Raw genomic sequence first — 20,873 nt, 5'->3', positions numbered from 1 at the left:
CCACCGGGCGCTAGCATGAAGCCATGGACTGGGTGCCCGATATCCTCGGCGACGACTTCGAGGCCTGCACCGTCGCGGCCGCCGGGCCCGACGGCGTCGAGCGGACCGCCACGCTGGTGCGGCACGTTCCCGGCGCAGGGACTGCCGCCGGCGGGGCTCCGGCCGGAAAGGGTGAAGCCGGCGGGGGCCGGCCCCGCGCCGTGCTGTTCCTGCACGGCTGGAGTGACTATTTCTTCAACGAGGAACTCGCCGAATTCTGGACCGGCCAGGGCTTCGCGTTCTTCGCCCTTGACATGCACAACCACGGGCGGAGCCTCCACGCCGGCGCACCCGGCGGCTATGTGGCCGACCTGGACGACTACGACGCCGAGATCACCGCGGCGATTGGCATCATCGCCTCCCTGCACTCCGACGCTGAAGCCGCGCCGACGGTGGCACTGATGGGGCACTCCACCGGCGGGCTGATCGCCGCGCTGTGGGCCAGCCGGCATCCGGGCATGGTCTCGCAGCTGATCCTCGACAGCCCGTGGCTGGAAATGCACGGCAGTCCGGCCGTGCGCCGCGCGGCGCGGACGATGGTGGAGCCGCTCGCGCGGTTCCGGCCCGAAGCCGTCATCCGGCTGCCCGAACGCGGCTTTTACTGGCGCAGCATCAGCAGCGCCGCGGAGGGCGAATGGACCCTGGATGACAACTACCGCCCGCCCCGGGCGTTCCCGGTCCGGGCCGGGTGGCTGAGCGCGGTCCTCAGCGGGCAGTCGCGGGTGGCGCGGGGACTGAACATCGACGTCCCCATTCTGGTGCTGATCTCCGGAGCCAGCGCCACCGGGATGTTCTGGAAGGAGTCCATGCGGCGCACCGACGCGGTCCTGGACGTCAACACCATCGCCCTGCGGGCGCTCAGCCTGGGCCGGACCGTCACGCTCGAACGGATCGACGGCGCCCTGCATGATGTGTTCCTGTCCGCCCCGCGCGTCCGCGCCGACGCCTACGCCCGGCTGGCCCGCTGGCTCCGGGCGTACGTGCTGGACGACGGCGGCCCCGCGTGACGCTCGCCGGAGTGCGGCCGCTGTGGCGGGAAGATGTGCTGGGCAGCCGCTTCGCACGCCTGGAACTGCCCCTGGCGCCGGACGACGAGGGCCCCGTCGTCGCGACCCTGGTCCGGCACGCCGGACCGGACGGAACTGCGGCATGGGTGGCGGCTCCGGGCCCGGCCGTGCCTGGGACTCAGGCACCGGCGAAGGTGGTTCTCTACCTGCACGGCTGGGCGGACTATTTCCTGCAGGCCGAACTCGCCGATCACCTCGTTGCCAGCGGCTTCCACTTCTATGCCCTGGACCTGCGGAAGTTCGGGCGCAGCCTCCGGGACTGGCAGACCCCCGGCTACACCACCGACCTGGCCATCTACGACGAGGACATCGCAGCAGCGCTGGCAGCGATCGGCGCCGACATCGCCAGCCGCACCGGCACCTCCGCGGCGCCGACGGTGCACCTGCTCGCGCATTCCCTCGGCGGTCTCGTGGCAGCGCTGTGGGCGGACCGGAATCCGGGGAAGCTGGGCACGCTGGTCCTCAATGCTCCCTGGCTGGAACTCCAGGGCAGCAGCCTGATCCGGAACATCGCGGTACATCTGGTGGAACCGCTGGCGCGCGCGGATCCGCGCCGGGTGCTCCTGATGCCCAGCATGCCCGGCTACTGGGACAGCGTGGGCGGCACCGCGCACGGCGAATGGGTCCTGGATCCCGCGTGGCGTCCGCGGGAATCGTTCCCCGTCCGGCCGGGCTGGATGAAGGCAGTCCTGGCCGGCCACGCGGCCGTCGCGCAGCGGCTCGACATCCGCCCGCCGGTGCTGGTCATGCTGTCCGGACGCACCCGGATCCAGGCGGAATGGTCCGAGGAACTCATGGGACTCGACGCCGTGATCGATGTCGAGGAAACGGCACGCAGCGCGCTCAGGCTGGGCCGCCGGACGGCGGTCTTCCGGTACCCGGGAGCGATCCATGACATCTTCCTGTCCCGCCGCGCGGTGCGGCAGGAGGCCTACGACGACCTCGTCCTCTGGCTCAGCCTCTACCCGGGCTGAGGGGGCTGACACCCAGGCCGGATCCCTGGGGGGTCAGGCCGGGGCGGCAGGGGCCGCGTCCACCGCACCGCCGTACCGGCGGTCCCGCTGGGCGTAGATCTCGACGGCGTCCCACAGTGTGCGCCGGTCCACGTCGGGCCACAGCGTATCCATAAAGACGAACTCCGCATACGCCGACTGCCACAGCATGAAGTTGGAGAGCCGCTGCTCGCCGGAGCTGCGCAGGAACAGGTCGACGTCGGGAAGGTCGGGCTCGTCCAGGTATTTCTGGATCGTCTTTTCGGTGATGGCACCCGGTTTCAGCCGCCCGGCGGCGACTTCCTCCGCGATCGCGGACACCGCATCCGCGATTTCGGCGCGTCCGCCGTAGTTAACACACATGTTCAACGTGCACGTGCTGTTGCCGCGGGTGAAGTCCTCGGCCTCCTCCAGCTCGCGGATCACCGAGCCCCAGAGCCGGGGGCGCCGGCCGGACCAGCGGATCCGGACGCCCCACTCATCGAGCTGGTTGCGCTGCCGACGTAGCACATCCTTGTTAAATCCCATCAGGAAGCGCACTTCCTCGGGCGAGCGGCGCCAGTTCTCGGTGGAGAAGGCGTAGACGCTCACGTACTCGATGCCGAGCTCGATCGCCCCGGCCACGACGTCCAGCAGGGCCGGCTCCCCCGCCTTGTGGCCTTCGATCCGGGGCAGGCCGCGCTGGTTGGCCCAGCGTCCGTTGCCGTCCATCACGATCGCGACGTGGCGGGGAATGAACTCCGCCGGAATCGCCGGGGGCACGGCTCCGGAGGCGTGCGGGTACGGGTGCACCACAGGGGCGCTCCGCTGCCGGACCGGATTCTTCTTTTTACCCAACGCCACAGTTACGTTCGCTCCACATGTTTGAGGGATTTGAGGACACGTTCCAGATGCCACTGCAGGTAGCTGGCCACGAGGCCGGCGGCCTCCCGGCGGTGCACGCGGACGGACGCGTCCGCCGTCGCCCAGTCCCCGGTGAGCAGCGCGCCGAGCAGCACAACGGTTTCCGCCGCCGGCGCGGGCGATCCCGGCGGGCGGCAGTCGGCGCACACCATGCCGCCGAGCGGAGCCGAGAACGCGGTGTGCGGACCACGGGCCCCGCAGCGGGCACAGTCGGTGAAGCTCGGCGCCCAGCCGCCGGTGGCGAGGGCGCGCAGCAGGTACGAATCGAGGATGAGTTCCGGGCTGTGGTCCCCGCGGCTCAGCGATGCCAGGGCCCCGACGAGGAGGTTGTACTGGGCGGTGCCCGCTTCGCCGTCGACGTCGGTGAGCTTCTCGGCCGTCTCCGTCATGGCCGCAGCGACGGTGTAGCGGCCGTAGTCCGCGGCGATGTTGCCGCCGTAGGCCCCTTTGGCTACCGCCTGCGTAACGATGTCCAGGGTGCGGCCGGAGATCAGTTGGAGGTCCGCGACCATAAAGGGCTCCAGCCGGGCGCCGAAGCGGCTGCTCGTGCGCCGGACGCCCTTGGCCACCGCGCGGACCTGGCCGTGGTGCTTGGTGAGGATGGTGATGATGCGGTCCGCTTCACCCAGCTTGTGGGTGCGCAGGATGACGCCGTCATCACGGTAGGCGCGGGAGGCAAAGGAGGAGGGATGGGCCACGGTTAATCTTCGCACTGTCTTTGAAGGAAACGCTGCCTATCGGGAAACACCGCAGTTCAGGCAGACTGCGCCGCCGGAGGACCCGGCGGCGCAGTAATGAGGGCCGGCTCAGGCGCGGGCGTCCCGGATGGCGCGGTTCACGGCCGAGATGACGGCCTTGAGCGAGGACGTGGACGTGTTGGCGTCGATCCCGACGCCCCACAGCACCCGCTCCCCCACGGCGCATTCGACATAGGCCGCGGCGAGGGCGCTGCCGCCTTCGGACAGGGCATGTTCGCTGTAGTCCAGCACGCGGACGTCGACGCCGTCTTCGCGCAGGATGCTCAGCAACGCCGCGATCGGACCGTTGCCGGTGCCGGTGCGGTGCACCGGGGTGCCGTCGATCTTGAGCGCGGCGTGCAGCGTCATGGAACCGTCCTCGTCCGTCTCGGTGCTGAACGGGCCGAGGGCGTAGCGGCCCCACTGCTCGTCGGCGGAGCCGGAGGGCAGGTACTCATCCTGGAAGACCTGCCAGAGCTGGGCGCCGCTGACTTCGCCGCCCACGGTGTCGGTCTGCTTCTGGATGACCCCGGAGAACTCGATCTGGGCGCGCCGCGGCAGGTCCAGGTTGTGCTCGTTCTTCAGCAGGTAGGCGACGCCGCCCTTGCCCGACTGGGAGTTGACCCGGATGACGGCCTCGTAGCTGCGGCCGAGGTCCTTCGGGTCAACCGGCAGGTACGGGACCTGCCAGGCGTAGTCGGCGACGTCCATGCCGGCGGCAGCCGCGTCCTTCTCCAGGGCTTCCAGGCCCTTCTTGATGGCGTCCTGGTGCGAGCCGGAGAACGCGGTGAAGACGAGGTCTCCGCCGTACGGGGCGCGCTCAGCCACGGGCAGCTGGTTGCAGTACTCAACGGTGCGGCGGACTTCGTCGATGTCGGAGAAGTCGATCATCGGGTCGATGCCTTGGACGAACATGTTCAGGCCCAGCGTCACCAGGTCCACGTTGCCGGTCCGCTCGCCGTTGCCGAACAGGCAGCCTTCGATCCGGTCCGCGCCGGCCAGGTAGCCCAGCTCGGCGGCCGCGACGCCGGTGCCGCGGTCATTGTGCGGGTGCAGGGACAGGATGATGCCCTCCCGCGGGTGCAGGTTCCGGCTCATCCACTCTATGGAGTCGGCGTAGACGTTGGGGGTGGCCATTTCCACCGTGGCCGGCAGGTTGATGATGACCTGGCTGTCGGCGGAGGCCTCGAACACGTCGGCGATGGCGTTGCAGACTCGGACGGCGTACTCCAGCTCGGTCCCGGTGAAGGATTCCGGCGAGTACTCGTAGGTGATGTGGGTGTCCTGCAGGGTCTCTTCGTACTTTTTGCACAGCCGCGCACCCTGCAGGGCAATGTCCAGGATGCCGTCCTCGTCCTGGTTGAAGACGACCCGGCGCTGCAGGACCGACGTCGAGTTGTACAGGTGCACGATCGCCTGCTTGGCGCCGACGAGGGACTCGTAGGTCCGCTCGATCAGGTGCTCGCGGGCCTGGGTCAGGACCTGGATCGTGACGTCGTCCGGGATGTGGTTGCCCTCGATCAGCTGGCGGACGAAGTCGAAGTCCGTCTGCGAGGCGGAGGGGAACCCGACTTCGATTTCCTTGTAGCCCATCTGGACCAGCAGCTGGAACATCTTCAGCTTGCGGGCCGGGCTCATCGGGTCGATCAGGGCCTGGTTGCCGTCACGCAGGTCCACGGCGCACCAGCGCGGGGCCTTGGTGATGACCTTGTCCGGCCAGGTGCGGTCCGGCAGTTCGACCGTGATCAGGTCCTGGAACGGGACGTAGCGGTGGACGGGCATTCCTGAGGGCTTCTGTGCGTTTCGCATTACAATCGGGGCCTTTTCTGTGATTCCTGATGAAAGGGTGGCCGGGCAACACAAACTCCGCAGCGAGGGTGGGCCTTGCGCTAGATCGCGTCTGAGGCCTCGCCGCGGCAGCTAAGAAGAAGCAGTTCTGCGCGCACCTTTTCACAGTAACACGGGTGCGTAAGATGAAGGAGCCACACCTCCGTAACGTCCACCATGCAGACCCGGCGACCCGTAACACGGCGGTCCCGGGCTGCCTCTCAAAGGAGCATCCGTGCCACTTTCGGGGATCGACCTGCCCAATATCGACGCCAGTGTCCGGCCGCAGGATGACCTGTACCAGCATGTCAACGGCACCTGGCTCCAGAGCACCGAGATCCCGGACGACCGGCCCCTGGAGGGCACGTTCACGGCGCTGCGGGACGGCTCGGAGCTTGCGGTGAAGGAGATCATCCTGGACGCGGCCGCCCGCGGCGCGGAGTCCACCGGGATCGAGCAGAAGATCGGGGACCTCTACAACAGCTTCATGGATGAGGCCGCGGTGGAGGCCAAAGGACTGGACCCGGTCCGGCCGCGGCTCGCCGAGGTGTTCGCCACGCAGACGGTCGCCGACCTCGTGGCTCTCTCCGGGCGCCTGTTCCGCGCGGACGTGGGTGGCCTCTTCTACATCTATCCCGCCCCCGACGCCGGCAACCCGGACCGGATCCTGCTCTACACCGGCCAGGGCGGACTGGGCCTGCCGGATGAATCGTATTACCGCGACGAGAAGTTCGCCGCGGTGGTCCAGGCCTACCAGGACCATGTGGGAACCGTTTTCACCCTCGCCGGCGTCGCCGACCCGGAGGCGGCGGCCGGCCGGGTCGTGGCACTGGAAACGGCGCTGGCCGGCCACCACTGGGACAAAGTCACCCTGCGGGATCCGCAGAAGACGTACAACCTGAAATCCGCCGATCAGGCCACCGAGCTCTTCCCGCTCCTCACGGCCTGGTTCGACGCCGCCGCCATCACGCCGGAGAAGCGCGCCGAACTGGTCGTGAGCACGCCGGACTTCTTCGCCGGGGCGGCGGCCCTGCTGGACTCCGAGCCGCTGTCCGCCTGGCAGGAATGGCTTGCCCTGCGCGTCGTCAGCGCGGCCGCACCGTACCTCTCCTCCGCGTTCGTGGACGCCAACTTCGGCTTTTACGGCACCACCCTCAGCGGCACTCCGCGGAACAAGGACCGCTGGAAGCGCGGGGTCGCCGTCGTCGAGGCCGCGCTGGGCGAGGCCGTGGGCCAGATCTACGTGGCCCGGCACTTCCCGGAGACGCACAAGGCCCGGATGGTGACGCTGGTCGCGAACCTGATCGAGGCGTACCGGGAATCCATCACCGGCCTGGCCTGGATGGGCGAGGACACCAAACACGAGGCCCTGAAGAAGCTCGACTCCTTCCGGGCCAAGATCGGCTACCCGGACAAGTGGATCGACTACTCCGCGGTGGAAATCGACCCGTCGGATCTGCTCGGCAATGTGGAGCGCGCGCACAACGCCGACGTCGACCGGCACCTTGATGAGGTGGGCAAGCCCGTGGACCGGGAAAAGTGGCTGATGACACCGCAGACAGTAAATGCCTACTACCACCCCCTGCTCAACGAGATCGTTTTCCCCGCGGCGATCCTGCAGCCGCCCTTCTTCACCGCCGACGCCGACGACGCCGTCAACTACGGCGGCATCGGCGCCATCATCGGGCACGAAATCGGCCACGGCTTTGACGACCAGGGCTCCCAGTACGATGGCAGCGGGCTGCTCCGCAACTGGTGGACGGAAGAGGACCGCACCGCCTTCGAATCGCTGGCCGCCAGGCTGGTGGCCCAGTTCGATGCGCTCTCCCCCGCCGCGGCGTCCGGGCACACCGTCAACGGCAAACTGACCCTGGGCGAGAATATCGGCGACCTCGGCGGCCTGACGATTGCCTACAAGGCCTACCTGATCAGCCTCGAGGGCCAGGAGCCGCCGGTGCTGGACGGCCTGACCGGCGCGCAGCGCTTCTTTGCGTCCTGGGCTGCCGGCTGGCGGCAGGTCATCCGGACCGAGGAAGCGATCCGCAGGCTCGCCACGGATCCGCACTCCCCCAATGAGTTCCGCACCAACCAGATCGCCAAGAACCTGGACGCCTTCCACGAGGCCTTCGGCACGGCGGAGCAGGACGGCATGTGGATGCCGGCCGAGGCGCGCGTCAGCATCTGGTAGTCACCCCCGGCGTTACGGTCCGGCCGGCCCTCTGTGTGGCTTCAGGGGCGCCGCTACCGGGAGATCAGCGCCGGGTTGGCCTGCTGGCAGACGACGTCACCGGCGGTCTGGTTGACGATGTCCGGGGGCAGCTGCACGCCCGCGTCCGCACCCGGGGTGCCGCCCACCAGGTCGCTGCCCAGGTAGACCTGGACGCCGGCGACACCGGCGGCCGGGAGCACATGCGTCGCCGGAATGCCCAGCAGGGCGGCAACATCGGCGGCCACAACCTCATAGCCGGCACCGTAATAGATGGCGGTCGCTGCGACCGGCGGAGCGGCCAGCTGGCCGAGTTCGGTGAAACCGCCGGTGGTGAGGGCCTGGAGGATCTCCTGGGTCCGCGCCGGGACACCGGACCCGTTCGCGACCATGACGGGCTGCAGCGCCTTGTCGTAGGCGGGGGCCGTCTCGCTGGGTGTCGGCTCGGCGCTGGCGCTGGCACTGGGGTCCGGGGACGGGGACGGGCTCGGCGGCGCCGTCGGGTCCGTGAGGTCAATGTCCTTGCGCAGCGCCGCGAAGAGCTGGGACGCAGCGGGCTCCGCGACCTGCAGGCGGTTCGGGTCGCTCACGGCGGGCACGGTCGGGACCGCCACGAAGGCGACCTTTTCGACGTCGATGTTCTTCAGCCGGTTCCCGACCGTCAGCAGCGTCGGGATGGAGGCGAGCCCCTCGTCGATGGTCAGGTTCCTGGTCACGACGTCGGCGATCTCCAGCATCTTGCCGGGGTTGGACATCGTGCCGTCATCCTTCATCTTCCGCGTCAGGGCGGACAGGAAGCCCTGCTGTGCCTTGATCCTGCCGAGGTCGCCGCCGTCGGCGAAGGCGTGCCGGGTGCGCAGGAAGGCCAGTGCCTGCTCGCCCTGGACCGTGGAGGTCCCCTTGGGCAGGCGCAGCTTCGAATCCGGGTCGTACACGGCGTCGCTGATGCAGACCTCCACGCCGCCCACCGTGTTCGAGAGCTCCTTGACGGCGTTGAAGTCGGCCATCATGAAGTGGTCAATCTCCAGGCCCGTCAATTTGTTGACCGTGTCGACGGCGCAGCCGATGCCGGCCTCCGACATGGCCTCGTTGATCATCACGTTCTCCTGCCCCGGGAATTCCTGTTTGGTTTCCTGGTCGGTGCAGGCGGGCGTGTCCACGAGCAGGTCGCGGGGGAAGCTGACCACGCTGACCCGCTTGTTGTCCGCCGAGATGTCCATCAGCATCATGACGTCGGAGTGCCCGAACCCGGTGGCGTCGTCGGACGTGCCGTATTTCGAGTTCTTTCCGTCCCGGGTGTCCGAGCCCAGAATGAGGATCTGCATCCGGTCCCGCGAGTCGTCCAGGGCGCCTTCGGTCTTGTCGCTGCCGGCGCCGAGGGATGCCTTGCTGATATTGCCCTGCAACCGGAGCACCCAGTAGGCGCTGAACGCGAGGACACCCACCAGCAGGATGGAGACCACGGCGGTACCCATCTTCAGCCAGCCGGGCATGCGGCGGATGCGTCCCAGGTGCCGTGCCGGACCGACGGCGGGATCATCCGTGTGCCGGGCAGCAGAACCTGACCGAACCGGGGGTCCGGTTCCGTCTGCGCGGTCTTCACGGGGTCGAGACACAGTTGAGCCTTCTTTCACAACAGGGGTCAGCCCATTTTAGAGTCCGAATCTGGGAATTGCCCGATGGCGGACTCCATGGGAGCGGCGCGGGCCTCGCCGGCGCCGGGGATAAGGCTAGAAGCCGAGCTTGACGAGCTGCTTCGGGTCCCGCTGCCAGTCCTTGGCGACCTTCACGTGCAGGTCCAGGTAGATGCGCGCGCCGAGCAGCGCCTCAATCGCCTTGCGGGCGTTCGTGCCGACCTCACGGAGCCGGGCGCCGCCCTTGCCGATGATGATGGCCTTCTGCGACGGACGTTCCACGTAGAGATTGACCCGCACGTCGAGGAAGGGCTTGTCGTCAGGCCTGCCCTCCCGCGGAACGATCTCGTCGACGACGACGGCAAGGGAGTGCGGCAGTTCGTCGCGGACGCCCTCGAGGGCGGCCTCCCGGATGAGTTCGGCGATCATCACCGCTTCCGGCTCGTCCGTCAGGTGGCCGTCCGGGTAGAGCGGCGGCGACGGCGGCATCAGGCCGATCAGCACGTCGGCAAGGGTCTTGACCTGGAAGCCATCGGCGGCGGAGACCGGGACGATGTCCCTCCAGCCGTCCTCGCCGAGGACCTCGCGGCCCAGGGCGTCGACGGCGAGCAGCTGTTCGGTGAGGGCCTGGCGGTCCACCGTGTCGGCCTTCGTCACGATGGCGATGACCGGTTTGTTCCCGATGGCGGCGAGCTGGGCGGCGATGAACTTGTCGCCCGGGCCGATCTTCTCGTTCGCCGGCAGGCAGAAGCCGATCGCGTCGACCTCGGCGAGGGTGTCCGCCACGAGTTCGTTCAGCCGCTTCCCGAGCAGGGTGCGCGGGCGGTGCAGGCCCGGAGTGTCGACGAGGATCAGCTGCCCGTCCTCCCGGTGCACGATGCCGCGGATGGTGTGGCGCGTGGTCTGCGGTTTGGCCGAGGTGATCGCGACCTTCTGGCCGACCAGGGCGTTGGTGAGGGTCGACTTGCCCGTGTTGGGCCGCCCGACCAGCACCGCGAAACCGGCCCGGTAGCCGGCGTCGGGCGCTTCGCCGTCGGACTTATTCTGCTTGCTCACGTGAGACTCCCTGTTGGATTGGTGCGGCCTCGTCGAGTAGGTCTTCAAGGTCAGTTTCTACTGTTGGTACGGCCGAGGCAATGATGTGGCTGACGCGGTTCCGCCGGCCCTCAAGCCGGTCGGCGCGGAGGGACAGGCCGTGGACCTCGACGGTGCTGCCGACAATCGGCACCCGGCCGAGGGCCTTGGCGAGCAGGCCGCCCACGGTGTCCACTTCGTCGTCGTCGAGCTCAAGGTCGAACAGCTCACCGAGGTCCTCGATGCTCATCCGGGCGCTCACCCGGTAGCTTCCGTCGCCGAGTTCCACCGCTTCCGCGCTCTCGGTGTCGTATTCGTCGACGATCTCACCGACGATTTCCTCGATGAGGTCCTCGAGGGTGACAAGCCCGGCCGTGCCGCCGTATTCGTCGATCACAATCGCGACGTGCGTCGATTCCTTCTGCAGTTCGCGCAGCAGTTCACTCACCGGTTTGGAGTCAGGCACGTAGCGCACCTCGCGGGCGAGCTCGTCAACCACCGGCGGCTCCTCCCCGGGGGCGAGGTTGTGGATGACCGCGGCCACATCCTTGAGGTACACGATGCCCAGGACCTGGTCCGTGTTCTCGCCGATGACGGGGATCCGGGAATAGCCCGAGCGCAGGAACAGCGACATGGCCCGGTGCAGGCTGGACCCGGAGTCGATGCAAAGGATGTCGGTGCGGGGCACCATGACGGAGCGGACCAGGGTGTCCCCGAAATCGAACACCGACTGGATCATCTCGGCCTCGTTGTCCTCGATCACGTCGGACTCCGTGGCCCGGTCCACGAGCTCACGGAATTCCTCTTCGCTGAAGAAGGCCTCGTTGTCCGCGGGCGCCCCGGGCGCCACCGCGCTGCCCAGGGTGACGAGCCAGCCGGGAATGGGACCCAGCACCCAGCAGAGCCAGCGGATCAGCGGAGCGCTGAAGCGGACCAGGCCGGCCGAGTGCACCCGGCCGAGCTGCCGGGGGGACACCCCGACGATCACGAAGCCGAGCAGGGCCATCACGCCGGTGGCGATCAGCCCGGAGAGCCAGACGTTGTCGAGCAGGCTGTTCAGCAGCACCGTCACGGCGACGGCGGAGGCCATGTCGAACCAGATCCGCCAGAACCGCAGGGCCCGCATGTGCGCCACGGGCTGGGCCATGATGCGCTTGAGCGCGGTACCGCGGCTGTGCAGGATCGCGGCCTCGGCGTCGTGCCGGGAAAGGTAGTTGAAGGCGGATTCGGCCGCGGTCAGGAACGCGGCAAAACTGAGGAACACCAGCGCCATGCCGGCAACAATCAGTGGCGTCACTGCATCGTCTCGGAGGGGGCGTCTTTACCGGTGAAGGCAGCGAGCAGTTCGCGCTGGAGGCCGAACATCTCCTCCTTCTCCTCCGGCTCCGCGTGGTCGAAGCCGAGCAGGTGCAGGATGCCGTGGGTCGTGAGCAGCAGCATCTCGTCCTGGGTGGAGTGGCCGGCGTTCATCGCCTGGACCTCCGCGACCTGCGGGCAGATGGCGATGTCGCCGAGCATGCCCTGCGGCGTGGGCTTGTCCGGGGTGCCCGGCGTCAGCTCGTCCATGGGCACCGAGAGTACGTCCGTCGAGCCCGGCTCGTCCATCAGCTCGATATGCAGCTTCTCCATGGCCGGCTCGTCCACGAGGAGGATCGACAGTTCGGCCTGCGGGTGGATGAAGAGTCGTTCAAAAATGAACCGGGACAGCTGGACCAGCTCGGCCTCATCGACGGTGATCCCGGATTCGTTGTTGACCTCGATGCTCACGCGCGTTCCTCCCGCTTGTCGCGGGCCACGGAATGCTTGACCCGGTTCCGCTGGATCTCGTCCCAGACGCTGTAGGCGTTGACGATGTCGCCCACCAGGCGGTGCCGGACGACGTCGGAGGCGTCCAGGACGGTGAAGTTGACGTCGTCGATGCCCTGCAGGATGTCCTCCACGATGCGGAGGCCGGACCGGGTCCCGAAGGGCAGGTCAACCTGCGTGACGTCGCCGGTGACCACCATTTTGGAGCCGAAGCCCAGCCGGGTGAGGAACATCTTCATCTGTTCCGGGGTGGTGTTCTGCGCCTCGTCCAGGATGATGAAGGCGTCATTGAGCGTGCGTCCGCGCATGTAGGCCAGCGGGGCGACCTCGATCGTGCCGGCCGCGATCAGCCGCGGGATGGACTCGGGGTCCATCATTTCGTGCAGGGCGTCGTAGAGCGGGCGCAGGTAAGGGTCGATCTTGTCACTGAGCGTGCCGGGAAGGAATCCCAGCCGCTCCCCCGCCTCGACGGCAGGACGGGTCAGGATGATCCTGGTGACTTCCTTTTGCTGCAGTGCCTGCACGGCCTTGGCCATCGCCAGGTACGTCTTGCCGGTACCGGCCGGGCCGATTCCGAAGATCACCGTGTTGTCGTCAATGGCGTCCACGTAGTTCTTCTGGTTCAGCGTCTTCGGCCGGATCGTCTTGCCGCGGCTCGAGAGGATGTTGTGGGTGAGCACCTCGACCGGGTTCTGCAGGGACTGGCTCCGGAGCATCGACACGAGCTGCTGCAGGACCGAGGGGGTGACGACCGTGCCCCGGGCGACGAGTCCCCGGACCTCGTTAAGCAGCCGCATGATCCGCGGCACGTCGGCGGCCGGCCCGCTGATGGCGAGTTCGTTGCCGCGGACATGGAAGTCGACGGCCGGGAACTGGGCCTCAATGAAGCGCAGGGCTTCGTCATGACTGCCAAGGGACTGGACCATCTGATCGGAGTTGTCGAACAGGACCACCTCCGTCCGCAGCCCTGGTAGGGAGTGGGGAAATTCACCTGCGGCGCGCTCTCCGGCGCTGATCCGGGCCTTGCCGTTCGCTGCTTCAGTCATGGTGTTGGCCCGCGGGCCTCTGGTCCCCTCCAGTCGAAAATGGTCTGTCCGCTGATCCGGCCCCGACGGCGCTTGATGTGACAGTGGTGCGCGCCTTCTGGTTCCGGGGGTCAGCGGGTCCTTTTATCTTACGCCAGTGCGGGGCTTCGCACCGCGCCGGGCGGGACGGCTTGTCGGGCCGCCGCCCGGCGTCATACGGCGCCGTTCCCGGTTTTAGGTATCAACTTCGTATCGGCCTCATATCGTTCCCGTTGCAGTTCCCGCCGGCCGGCCGAATCCCGGCGTTCCCGCCGGACCCATATGCCATGCTGGAAACCGGCCTCCGTCGCGGCTTCTGAGTCCGGCCGGAGGCGGTAGAACACCAAGAAGACGAAAAGCGGAAGGCAACGGCCATCAGGGATCGCGGGACTGGGAACACAGCGGCAGGCAGGCGGACACGTCCGCGCATGCCGCTGCTGGCGCTGCCCGCAGCGCTGGCCCTGGCCCTCACCGGCTGCGTGGCCACGCCCCAGACCGGCATAACGGATTCCAGTGCCCCGTCGCAGGTCCTGTCTGCCCAGGCGTCGGCGCCGACCACGAGCGCGCCGCTGGAAACGACGCAGGCGTCCAACAAGGCGCCGGTGTACTGGATCGGCCGGAGCAACGACAGCATGTTCCTCTACCGGGAGTTCCGTGACGTTCCGGAACAGGACAACCCGGTCACGCGGGCTCTCCGGGTCATGATGTCCGAGAAGCCGCTCGATCCGGACTTCTTCACCCCGTGGCAGAACCCCAAGGAACTGGCGAGCTCCATTTCGGGCAAGAACGTCATCACGGTGGACATGTCCGCCGACGCCTTCAACAGCAACGTGGACCCGGCCATGGCCGAGCGCGCGGTCCAGCAGCTCGTCTACACCGCGACGGCCGCCGCGGCCAGCGCGGGGCTGATCGATGCCGGCCAGCAGATCCAGGTGGTGGTGCTCGTGGACGGGCATACCGATTACGTCGCCTTCAACCACGTCCGGCTTGGCTCCCCGACGGCGCGCAGCGCCGGCATGGTCGCCCCCGTGTGGATCATTGATCCCCAGGAAGGGACCTCCGTGGAGGACGGCGCCGTCAAGATCTCCGGCCGCAGCACCGCTCCGGGCGGCAAACTTAAGTGGGAGATCCTGCGCATCGACGGCAGCGTCGAGACCAGGTACCTGGACGGGACAGTCACGGCCTCGGCCGAGGCCGGCCAGTCGGGAGCGTTCGGCCTCTCGGTCAGCCTGGGACCGGGCAACTATGAGGTCCGGGTGTCGCAGCTCGACGAGGGCAACCCGGCCGAGGATCTGAACGTCGACACCCGCGGGTTCACGGTCAAATAGCGGAAAACCCCTACCATCGACTGCTCCGCAACGGCCCTTTTGAACCCTCAGAACGGCGGTTACGGAGCAGTCGATCGCCTTCTAGGGGCGGACCGGACCGCCGGGCGCTACCAGCGGCCGAGGATGTCGCTGGCGAGGACCGTGGCGGCCGGACCGGCCGTGGACGAGCGCAGCACATGGTGCCCCAGCAGGGCCGTCACCGCGCCGGCGTCGCAGAGCCGGGTCACTTCCCGCGGGCTGATGCCGCCCTCGGGTCCGACGATCAGCAGCACCTCGCGGCCCTTGCCTGCCCCGTCGACGGCAGTCCCGCCGGCAGCCGTGCCGCCGCCGGAGCCGCCGGCCGGGCCGGCCGCGAGCCAGGCCTCCAGCACCTGGCGCAGCGGACGCACGGCGTCCTCGTGCAGGATGATGGCCAGGTCGGCCGCGGCCACCGCCGCCTGCAGCGCGGCGCCGTCGACGGCGGGGCGGACCTGGGGAATCCAGGCGCGGCGTGCCTGCTTGGCCGCCGCCGTGACGACGGACTGCCACTTGGCGTGGGCTTTCGCCGCGCGTTCGGCCTTCCAGCGGACAATCGACCGTTCCGCCTGCCAGGGGACGACGGCGTCGATCCCCAGTTCCGTGGCGGTTTCGGCGGCGAGTTCATCCCGGTCGCCTTTCGCGAGGGCCTGGACCAGGACGAGCCGCACCGCGGGCCGGGGCTCTTCGGCGAGTCCGGTGCACTCCAGGGACAGTTCGCCGGGCGCGACGGCGGCCACGGTGCCGGTGAGGCGTTTTCCGGCGCCGTCGGCGATGTCCACGGTCTCCCCCACGCCAAGGCGCTTCACCGTGACCGCATGGCGGGCCTCGGGACCGTCAAGGACGAAGACGGAACCGGGGGCCAGCCCGTCCAGGGTGCCGGGGGCGGTGAAGAAGACCGGGTTGCTCACCGCTACAGGTTACCGAGCCGGTCCCGAAGCTTCGCGAAGACACCGCCGCTCGCGGCGAGCTTTCCTTCGCTGAACTGTTCCCCGCGCAGCTTGGCGAGCTGGCGGAGCAGATCCTCCTGGGCGGCGTCGAGCTTGGCGGGGGTGTCCACCTGGAGGTGGACCTTGAGGTCGCCGCGGCCGTAGCCGCGCAGGTGGGTGACGCCGAGCCCGCGGAGCGTAATGACCTCGCCGGACTGGGTGCCGGCCTTGACATCGATCTCCTGCCGGCCGTCGAAGGTGTCGAGGGTCAGCTCGGTGCCCAGCGCGGCGGCCGTCATGGGGATGTTGAGGCTCGCGTGCAGGTCGTCGCCGTCGCGCACGTACGTGGCGTCGTTGTTGACCCGGATCTCGACGTAGAGGTCGCCCGCGGGGCCGCCGGCAGGTCCGGCCTCGCCCTGCCCGGACAGCTGGATGCGGGTGCCGGTGGCGACACCGGCGGGAACCTTGACCGTCAGGGAACGCCTGCTGCGGATCCGGCCCTGGCCGGCGCATTCGTTGCAGGGGTCCTTGATGACGGTGCCGAAGCCCTCGCAGGACCCGCACGGGGCCGTGGTCATGACCTGGCCGAGGATGGAACGCACGGCGCGCTGGACCTGGCCGCTGCCGCCGCAGATGTCGCAGCGTTCCGGGTGGCTGCCCGCACGGCAGCACGAGCCGTCGCAGGTGGGGCAGGTGACGGCCGTGTCCACTTCAATTTTTTTGTTGACGCCGAACACGGCGTCGCGGAGGTCGATCCGGACGCTGATCAGGGCGTCCTGGCCGCGGCGGACCCTGGAAGCCGGTCCGGCCTGGCCGCCGGCGCCGAAGAAGGTCTCGAAGATGTCCTGGAATGCGAAGCCCTGGCCGGCGTAGCTACCGCCGCCGAAGCCGTTGTCGGTGCCGTTCTCGTTGCCCGTGGTGTCGTAGATCCGGCGTTTCTGCGGATCGGACAGCACCTCATAGGCGTGGGTGACGGCCTTGAAGCGGTCCGAGGCATCGTCCCCCGGGTTCACGTCCGGGTGGAGGGTCCGCGCGAGCTTGCGGTAGGCCTTCTTGATCTCTTCTCCGGTAGCTTCGCGGGAGACTCCGAGAACGTCGTAATGGCTGCTCAAAATGTGTATCTCTTCCTTTTTGTACTGCCGGTGGGGCACTGCCTGTTAGGGGCAAGAAGTCTGGTGTCGGCCCGTCGGGCCGTCAGGCCAGCCGGGTCTGCGCGGTTCGTCAGGGGCCGAGAATCCGCGAAAGGTAGCGGGCCACGGCCCGGACGGCGGCCATGGTGGTCGGATAGTCCATTCGGGTGGGGCCCAGCACACCGACTTTCGCTGTCGCGTCCGGGCCGTAGCCGGTCGCCACCACGGAGGCCTCGGCGAGTCCGTCGTAGGGGTTTTCCCGGCCGATGCTCACCGTCACGCCCCGCGGGTCCTCGGCCATGTCGCTCAGCAGGCGGAGCATGACCACCTGCTCCTCGAGGGCTTCCAGCACCGGGCCGATGCTGAGCGGGAAGTCGACGTTGGAGCGGGCCAGGTTGGCGGTCCCGGCCATGACCATGCGCTCCTCGCGGCTGCTGGTGGCCAGCGCCTCCAGGCCGCGGGCCAGCGCCTGCGCGGCGCTGCGCCGCGCGGGCGGGCAGCTGGCAATGACCGACTGCAGCGTCTGCGGCAGCAGGTTCAGCGGGGTGCCCGAGAGGCTGCCGAGGAACCGTGTGCGCAGTTCGGAGAGGACCTCCTCGGAAAGTTCCTGCCCCGCGTCGATGACGCGCTGTTCCACCTTGCCGGTGTCCGCGATCAGCACTGCGAGCACCTTGCGGGGCGCCAGCAGGACGAATTCGATGTGCCGGACCTTGGCCCGGCTCAGGTGGGGGTACTGCACGACGGCGACCTGGTTGGTCAGCTGCGCGAGCAGCCGCACGGTCCGGTCGAGGACGTGGTCGAGGTCATCGGAGCCCTCCAGCAGGGCCTGGATGGCGCGGCGTTCCGCCGGTGAGAGCGGCTTGACCGCCGAAATCTGGTCCACGAAGAGCCGGTAGCCCTTGTCGGTGGGGATGCGCCCGGCGCTGGTGTGCGGCGCCGTGATCAGGCCCTCGTCTTCCAGGGCCGCCATGTCATTGCGGATCGTGGCACTGGACACCCCGAGGTGGTGCCGCTCCACGAGGGCTTTGGAGCCGACGGGTTCCCGTGAATGGACGTAGTCCTCCACGATGGCGCGCAGCACTTCGAGCTTGCGTGGTTCGCTCACGCTCCACCTCCATTCGACTGTCCCGCATCCGGTGCCGCCGGTCGCCGGCCGCGCCGGACACTGTTCCGGCACCAAGACATGGTGATTAGCACTCGACATGCCTAAGTGCTAACCAGTCTAATATGAGTCGCCGCATTGTTAGCATTGAATCCGCTCCGGGCGTTCCTCCTGGGGCGGGTGTTTTCGGGCACAGCCCGCCGCAGCAAACCGAGCGTAAAGCAGTGTGTAACCGATGTCGTACCAGAATTGGGGCCCCCAGGACCTGGCCGCCCCCGCCAAGACCCAACTGCCTGAAGTGCCGGTGGAGCGCGGAATGGTGCTCGAGGATGTGCAGTCCGGCTGGGTGGGGGCCGTCACCCGGGTGGAGAAGTCCGGCGGTATGGTCGTGGTCGCCCTCGAAGACCGGCGCGGCAAATCCCGGTCCTTCCGCCTCGGCTTCGGCTTCCTGCTGGAGGGCCAGCCGATCCGTCTGATGCCGCCGGCGCCCCGGGCCGCCGCGGCACCCGCCGGCGGCACCAGAACCGCCTCCGGCTCCGTCCGGGTGTCCGGCCAGCGCGCCCAGGTGGCCAAAGCGAGCCGGATCTGGGTGGAGGGCAAGCACGACGCCGAGCTCGTCGAACGGGTCTGGGGCGACGATCTCCGGGTGGAGGGCATCGTCGTCGAGCCGCTGCACGGCATTGATGACCTGGCCGGTGCCGTCGCGGCCTTCGGGCCCGGGCCCGGGCGCCGGCTCGGCGTCCTGGTGGACCACTTGGTGCCCGATTCCAAGGAATCCCGGATCGCCGCGGCGGTTATGGCGTCCCCCGGCGCGGCCGGCAACGTCCTGATCGTCGGCCACCCCTACGTGGATGTCTGGCAGGCGATCCGGCCCGCCGTGCTGGGAATCGAGAGGTGGCCGGTGATCCCCCGCGGCGTGGACTGGAAGACCGGGATCCTGATGGCCTTCGGCTGGCCGCACAGCACCAAGGAGGACATCGGCCTGGGCTGGCAGAAGCTTCTTGGTGCGGTCCGGAGCTACGCGGATCTGGAACCCTCCCTGCTGGGCCGGGTGGAGGAGGTCATCGACTTCCTCACCGTCCCCTGAAGCGCCCCGCCGCGCACCTCCGCCAGCGGGAAGATCGGTGATTCCGCGCCCGAGCAAGTATTCTTGATAAGGCGGCTACGCTCCCGGCGCAGCCCTGGCACCTCCAGGCAGCAACGCACCACCGCAATCCGAAGGACGACACCGTGGCAGATGACGCACGCGAACACACTGGCAACCAGGCCGGCCATGGCCAGCCCCCGTACCACGGCGTTCCCGCAAATGCGCTGCCGCTGACGGCAAACGAGGACCGGCAGTGGGCCACGCTGGCGCACTTCGGCGGCATCCTGGGCTGCGTTCCCTCGCTGCTGATCTACCTGATCTTCAAGGACCGCGGCCCGTTCACGGCGCAGGAGTCCAAGGAAGCCCTCAACTTCACGCTGCCCCCCACGATTGCTGCCGTGGTGTGCAACCTGCTGGTCTTCGTTCCGGTGGTGGGCAACATCTTCGCGGTCCTGGCTACGGTCATCTGGATTGCCGTGACGTGCTTCTCGGTCGCGGCCGGCATCCACGTCAACCGCGGCCAGCCGCACCGCTACGAGTACAACCTCCGCTGGATCAAGTAGGCCCGCAGCCCCTGCCCTGACCGGGACGTCCGGTCTGGACGGTCGCGTGATCTGAGCCTTCCCGCCGGGCCTGAGTTCAGTTCCGAACGGCCGGTGTCAGTCCGGCAGGATCCTGCGGACCACGGCGTCGGCGAGCAGCCGGCCCTTGAGCGTCAGGACGAGGCTGCCGCGGAAGGCCGCCACGGGATCCACGAGGCCGTCGGCGATGAGTCCGGCGACGGCGTGCCGCCCGGTGTCACCGAGCCCGCCGAGGCTGGCGATCTCCAGCCCGGAGTTCAGCCGCGCTTCGAGCATGACGCGCTCCACGTTACGGGTCTCCGAATCGAGGGTTTCCCGGCCGGCGGCCGGCGAGAGCCCGGACCCGAGGCGGTTGGCGTACGCGGTGGGGTGCTTGACGTTCCACCAGCGCACGCCGCCGACGTGTGAGTGCGCGCCCGGGCCGATCCCCCACCAGTCGTCCCCCCGCCAGTAGGCGAGGTTGTGGCGGCAGGCCTGCTCCGGGGTGCGGGACCAGTTGCTGACCTCGTACCAGGAGAGCCCGCCGGCCGAAATGAGTTCGTCGGCGAGTTCGTACTTGGCCGCATGGTCGTCGTCGTCGATTCCCGGAACCTCGCCGCGGCGGATCTGCGCGGCGAGTTTGGTGCCCTCCTCGACGATCAGCGCGTAGGCGCTGATGTGGTCGGGACCGTAGGACAGTGCCGTCTCCAGCGAGTAGCGCCAGTCGGCCAGCGACTCCCCGGGCGTCCCGTAGATCAGGTCAAGGCTGACGGCGAGGCCGGCCTCCCTGGCCCACTGGACCGCCTGGGGCACCCGGCTGGGAGTGTGGGTGCGGTCCAGCACTTTGAGGACGTGCAGCACCGCGGACTGCATGCCGAAGGATACCCGGGTGAAGCCGGCGTCGGCCAGCAGCTGCAGGGAATCGGGGGTGACGGAGTCCGGGTTCGCCTCGGTGGTGACCTCCGCGCCGGGTTCGAGACCCCATGCCGCGATGGCGGTGGTGAGGATCCGGGCCAGGTCCGCGGCGGGGAGCAGCGTGGGTGTTCCGCCGCCGAAAAAGACCGTGCTGAGCGGGCGCGCCGGCAGGCCGCTGCGCTGCAGGACCGCCGCCGCGAAGTCGACCTCCGCGACGGCGGTGCCGGCGTAGGCGTCTTGGGAGGCCCCGCCGCCGAGCTCCGTGGCGGTGTAGGTGTTGAAGTCGCAGTAACCGCAGCGCACGGCACAGAACGGGACGTGTACATACAGCCCGAAGGCCCGGTCTGCGGCGCCTTCCAGCGCCTGGGCCGGCAACAGCCCGTCCGGCGGCGCCGGGTCGCCCAGCGGGAGGGCGCTAGGCACGGTCCGGACCTGCCTGCATAGTTTTCACTGGCACC

The 20,873-nt window shown here is 68.6% G+C and carries 18 protein-coding genes; 6 read left to right on the top strand and 12 right to left on the bottom strand.

What is annotated here, in order from left to right:
• Positions 1-23 precede the first annotated feature (23 nt).
• Together J2W14_RS17250 and J2W14_RS17245 are read left to right on the top strand one after the other, a co-directional pair.
• Positions 24-1,046 (top strand): alpha/beta hydrolase, encoded by a 1,023-nt coding sequence (locus J2W14_RS17250; RefSeq protein WP_307464779.1) that lies wholly within the window; start codon positions 24-26, stop codon positions 1,044-1,046.
• A complete protein-coding gene (locus J2W14_RS17245) occupies positions 1,043-2,080 on the top strand; it encodes an alpha/beta hydrolase (protein WP_307464776.1) in 1,038 nt (345 codons plus the stop codon). Before J2W14_RS17250 ends, J2W14_RS17245 begins: the two co-directional genes overlap by 4 nt.
• Positions 2,081-2,113: 33 nt before the next feature.
• Here J2W14_RS17245 and J2W14_RS17240 read toward each other — a convergent pair whose 3' ends face one another.
• From J2W14_RS17240 to leuA, 3 genes are all read right to left on the bottom strand, one after another.
• On the bottom strand, positions 2,114-2,941 hold the full coding sequence (locus J2W14_RS17240) for an isoprenyl transferase (RefSeq protein ID WP_307464774.1): 828 nt from the start codon (positions 2,939-2,941) through the stop codon (positions 2,114-2,116).
• A 2-nt stretch (positions 2,942-2,943) separates the two neighbouring features.
• Positions 2,944-3,699 (bottom strand): DNA repair protein RecO, encoded by a 756-nt coding sequence (recO, locus tag J2W14_RS17235; RefSeq protein ID WP_307464772.1) that lies wholly within the window; start codon positions 3,697-3,699, stop codon positions 2,944-2,946.
• A gap of 108 nt (positions 3,700-3,807) precedes the next feature.
• Positions 3,808-5,547, bottom strand: coding sequence for a 2-isopropylmalate synthase (gene leuA, locus J2W14_RS17230; protein WP_307464770.1), 1,740 nt, complete (start codon positions 5,545-5,547; stop codon positions 3,808-3,810).
• Positions 5,548-5,800: 253 nt separating this feature from the next.
• On the opposite strand from leuA, the gene J2W14_RS17225 reads away from it, so the two are divergent.
• Complete coding sequence (locus J2W14_RS17225) at positions 5,801-7,753, top strand: M13 family metallopeptidase (RefSeq protein WP_307464768.1); 1,953 nt, start codon at positions 5,801-5,803, stop codon at positions 7,751-7,753.
• Between the two features lie 53 nt (positions 7,754-7,806).
• Here the strand turns inward: J2W14_RS17225 and J2W14_RS17220 are convergent, their stop codons facing one another.
• The 5 genes from J2W14_RS17220 to J2W14_RS17200 form a co-directional block, all read right to left on the bottom strand.
• The gene (locus J2W14_RS17220; RefSeq protein ID WP_307464767.1) at positions 7,807-9,264 is read right to left on the bottom strand and encodes an LCP family protein; all 1,458 of its coding nucleotides are present in this window, start codon (positions 9,262-9,264) and stop codon (positions 7,807-7,809) included.
• Positions 9,265-9,501: 237 nt separating this feature from the next.
• On the bottom strand, positions 9,502-10,461 hold the full coding sequence (gene era / locus J2W14_RS17215; RefSeq protein WP_307464765.1) for a GTPase Era: 960 nt from the start codon (positions 10,459-10,461) through the stop codon (positions 9,502-9,504).
• Complete coding sequence (locus J2W14_RS17210) at positions 10,445-11,776, bottom strand: hemolysin family protein (protein WP_307464763.1); 1,332 nt, start codon at positions 11,774-11,776, stop codon at positions 10,445-10,447. Before J2W14_RS17210 ends, era begins: the two co-directional genes overlap by 17 nt.
• Complete coding sequence (gene ybeY / locus J2W14_RS17205) at positions 11,773-12,246, bottom strand: rRNA maturation RNase YbeY (RefSeq protein WP_307464760.1); 474 nt, start codon at positions 12,244-12,246, stop codon at positions 11,773-11,775. Before ybeY ends, J2W14_RS17210 begins: the two co-directional genes overlap by 4 nt.
• A complete protein-coding gene (locus J2W14_RS17200) occupies positions 12,243-13,331 on the bottom strand; it encodes a PhoH family protein (RefSeq protein ID WP_307464758.1) in 1,089 nt (362 codons plus the stop codon). The genes ybeY and J2W14_RS17200 overlap by 4 nt, the downstream gene beginning before the upstream one ends.
• A 446-nt stretch (positions 13,332-13,777) precedes the next feature.
• Here J2W14_RS17200 and J2W14_RS17195 point away from each other — a divergent pair, with 446 nt between their 5' ends.
• Positions 13,778-14,677 (top strand): GerMN domain-containing protein, encoded by a 900-nt coding sequence (locus J2W14_RS17195; RefSeq protein WP_307464757.1) that lies wholly within the window; start codon positions 13,778-13,780, stop codon positions 14,675-14,677.
• Between the two features lie 107 nt (positions 14,678-14,784).
• Here J2W14_RS17195 and J2W14_RS17190 read toward each other — a convergent pair whose 3' ends face one another.
• The 3 genes from J2W14_RS17190 to hrcA all read right to left on the bottom strand — a co-directional run bounded on the left by J2W14_RS17190 (position 14,785) and on the right by hrcA (position 17,856).
• On the bottom strand, positions 14,785-15,603 hold the full coding sequence (locus J2W14_RS17190) for a 16S rRNA (uracil(1498)-N(3))-methyltransferase (RefSeq protein WP_307464755.1): 819 nt from the start codon (positions 15,601-15,603) through the stop codon (positions 14,785-14,787).
• Between the two features lie 2 nt (positions 15,604-15,605).
• Positions 15,606-16,733 (bottom strand): molecular chaperone DnaJ, encoded by a 1,128-nt coding sequence (gene dnaJ, locus J2W14_RS17185; RefSeq protein ID WP_307464753.1) that lies wholly within the window; start codon positions 16,731-16,733, stop codon positions 15,606-15,608.
• A 109-nt stretch (positions 16,734-16,842) separates the two neighbouring features.
• Positions 16,843-17,856 carry a heat-inducible transcriptional repressor HrcA gene (gene hrcA, locus J2W14_RS17180; RefSeq protein ID WP_307464751.1) on the bottom strand — a complete coding sequence of 338 codons (1,014 nt, stop codon included), beginning with the start codon at positions 17,854-17,856 and terminating at the stop codon, positions 16,843-16,845.
• Positions 17,857-18,088: 232 nt separating this feature from the next.
• Here hrcA and J2W14_RS17175 point away from each other — a divergent pair, with 232 nt between their 5' ends.
• Entirely contained in the window at positions 18,089-18,940 is an 852-nt protein-coding gene (locus tag J2W14_RS17175) for a DUF3097 domain-containing protein (protein ID WP_307464749.1), read from the top strand.
• A 143-nt stretch (positions 18,941-19,083) separates the two neighbouring features.
• A complete protein-coding gene (locus J2W14_RS17170; RefSeq protein ID WP_307464747.1) occupies positions 19,084-19,503 on the top strand; it encodes a DUF4870 domain-containing protein in 420 nt (139 codons plus the stop codon).
• Between the two features lie 96 nt (positions 19,504-19,599).
• Here the strand turns inward: J2W14_RS17170 and hemW are convergent, their stop codons facing one another.
• Entirely contained in the window at positions 19,600-20,838 is a 1,239-nt protein-coding gene (gene hemW, locus J2W14_RS17165) for a radical SAM family heme chaperone HemW (protein ID WP_307464745.1), read from the bottom strand.
• Positions 20,839-20,873 lie beyond the last annotated feature (35 nt).

It is taken from the genome of Pseudarthrobacter oxydans, assembly GCF_030812335.1.
GTDB lineage: Bacteria > Actinomycetota > Actinomycetes > Actinomycetales > Micrococcaceae > Arthrobacter > Arthrobacter oxydans_B.
This window is presented reverse-complemented; position numbering and strand designations above follow the sequence as displayed.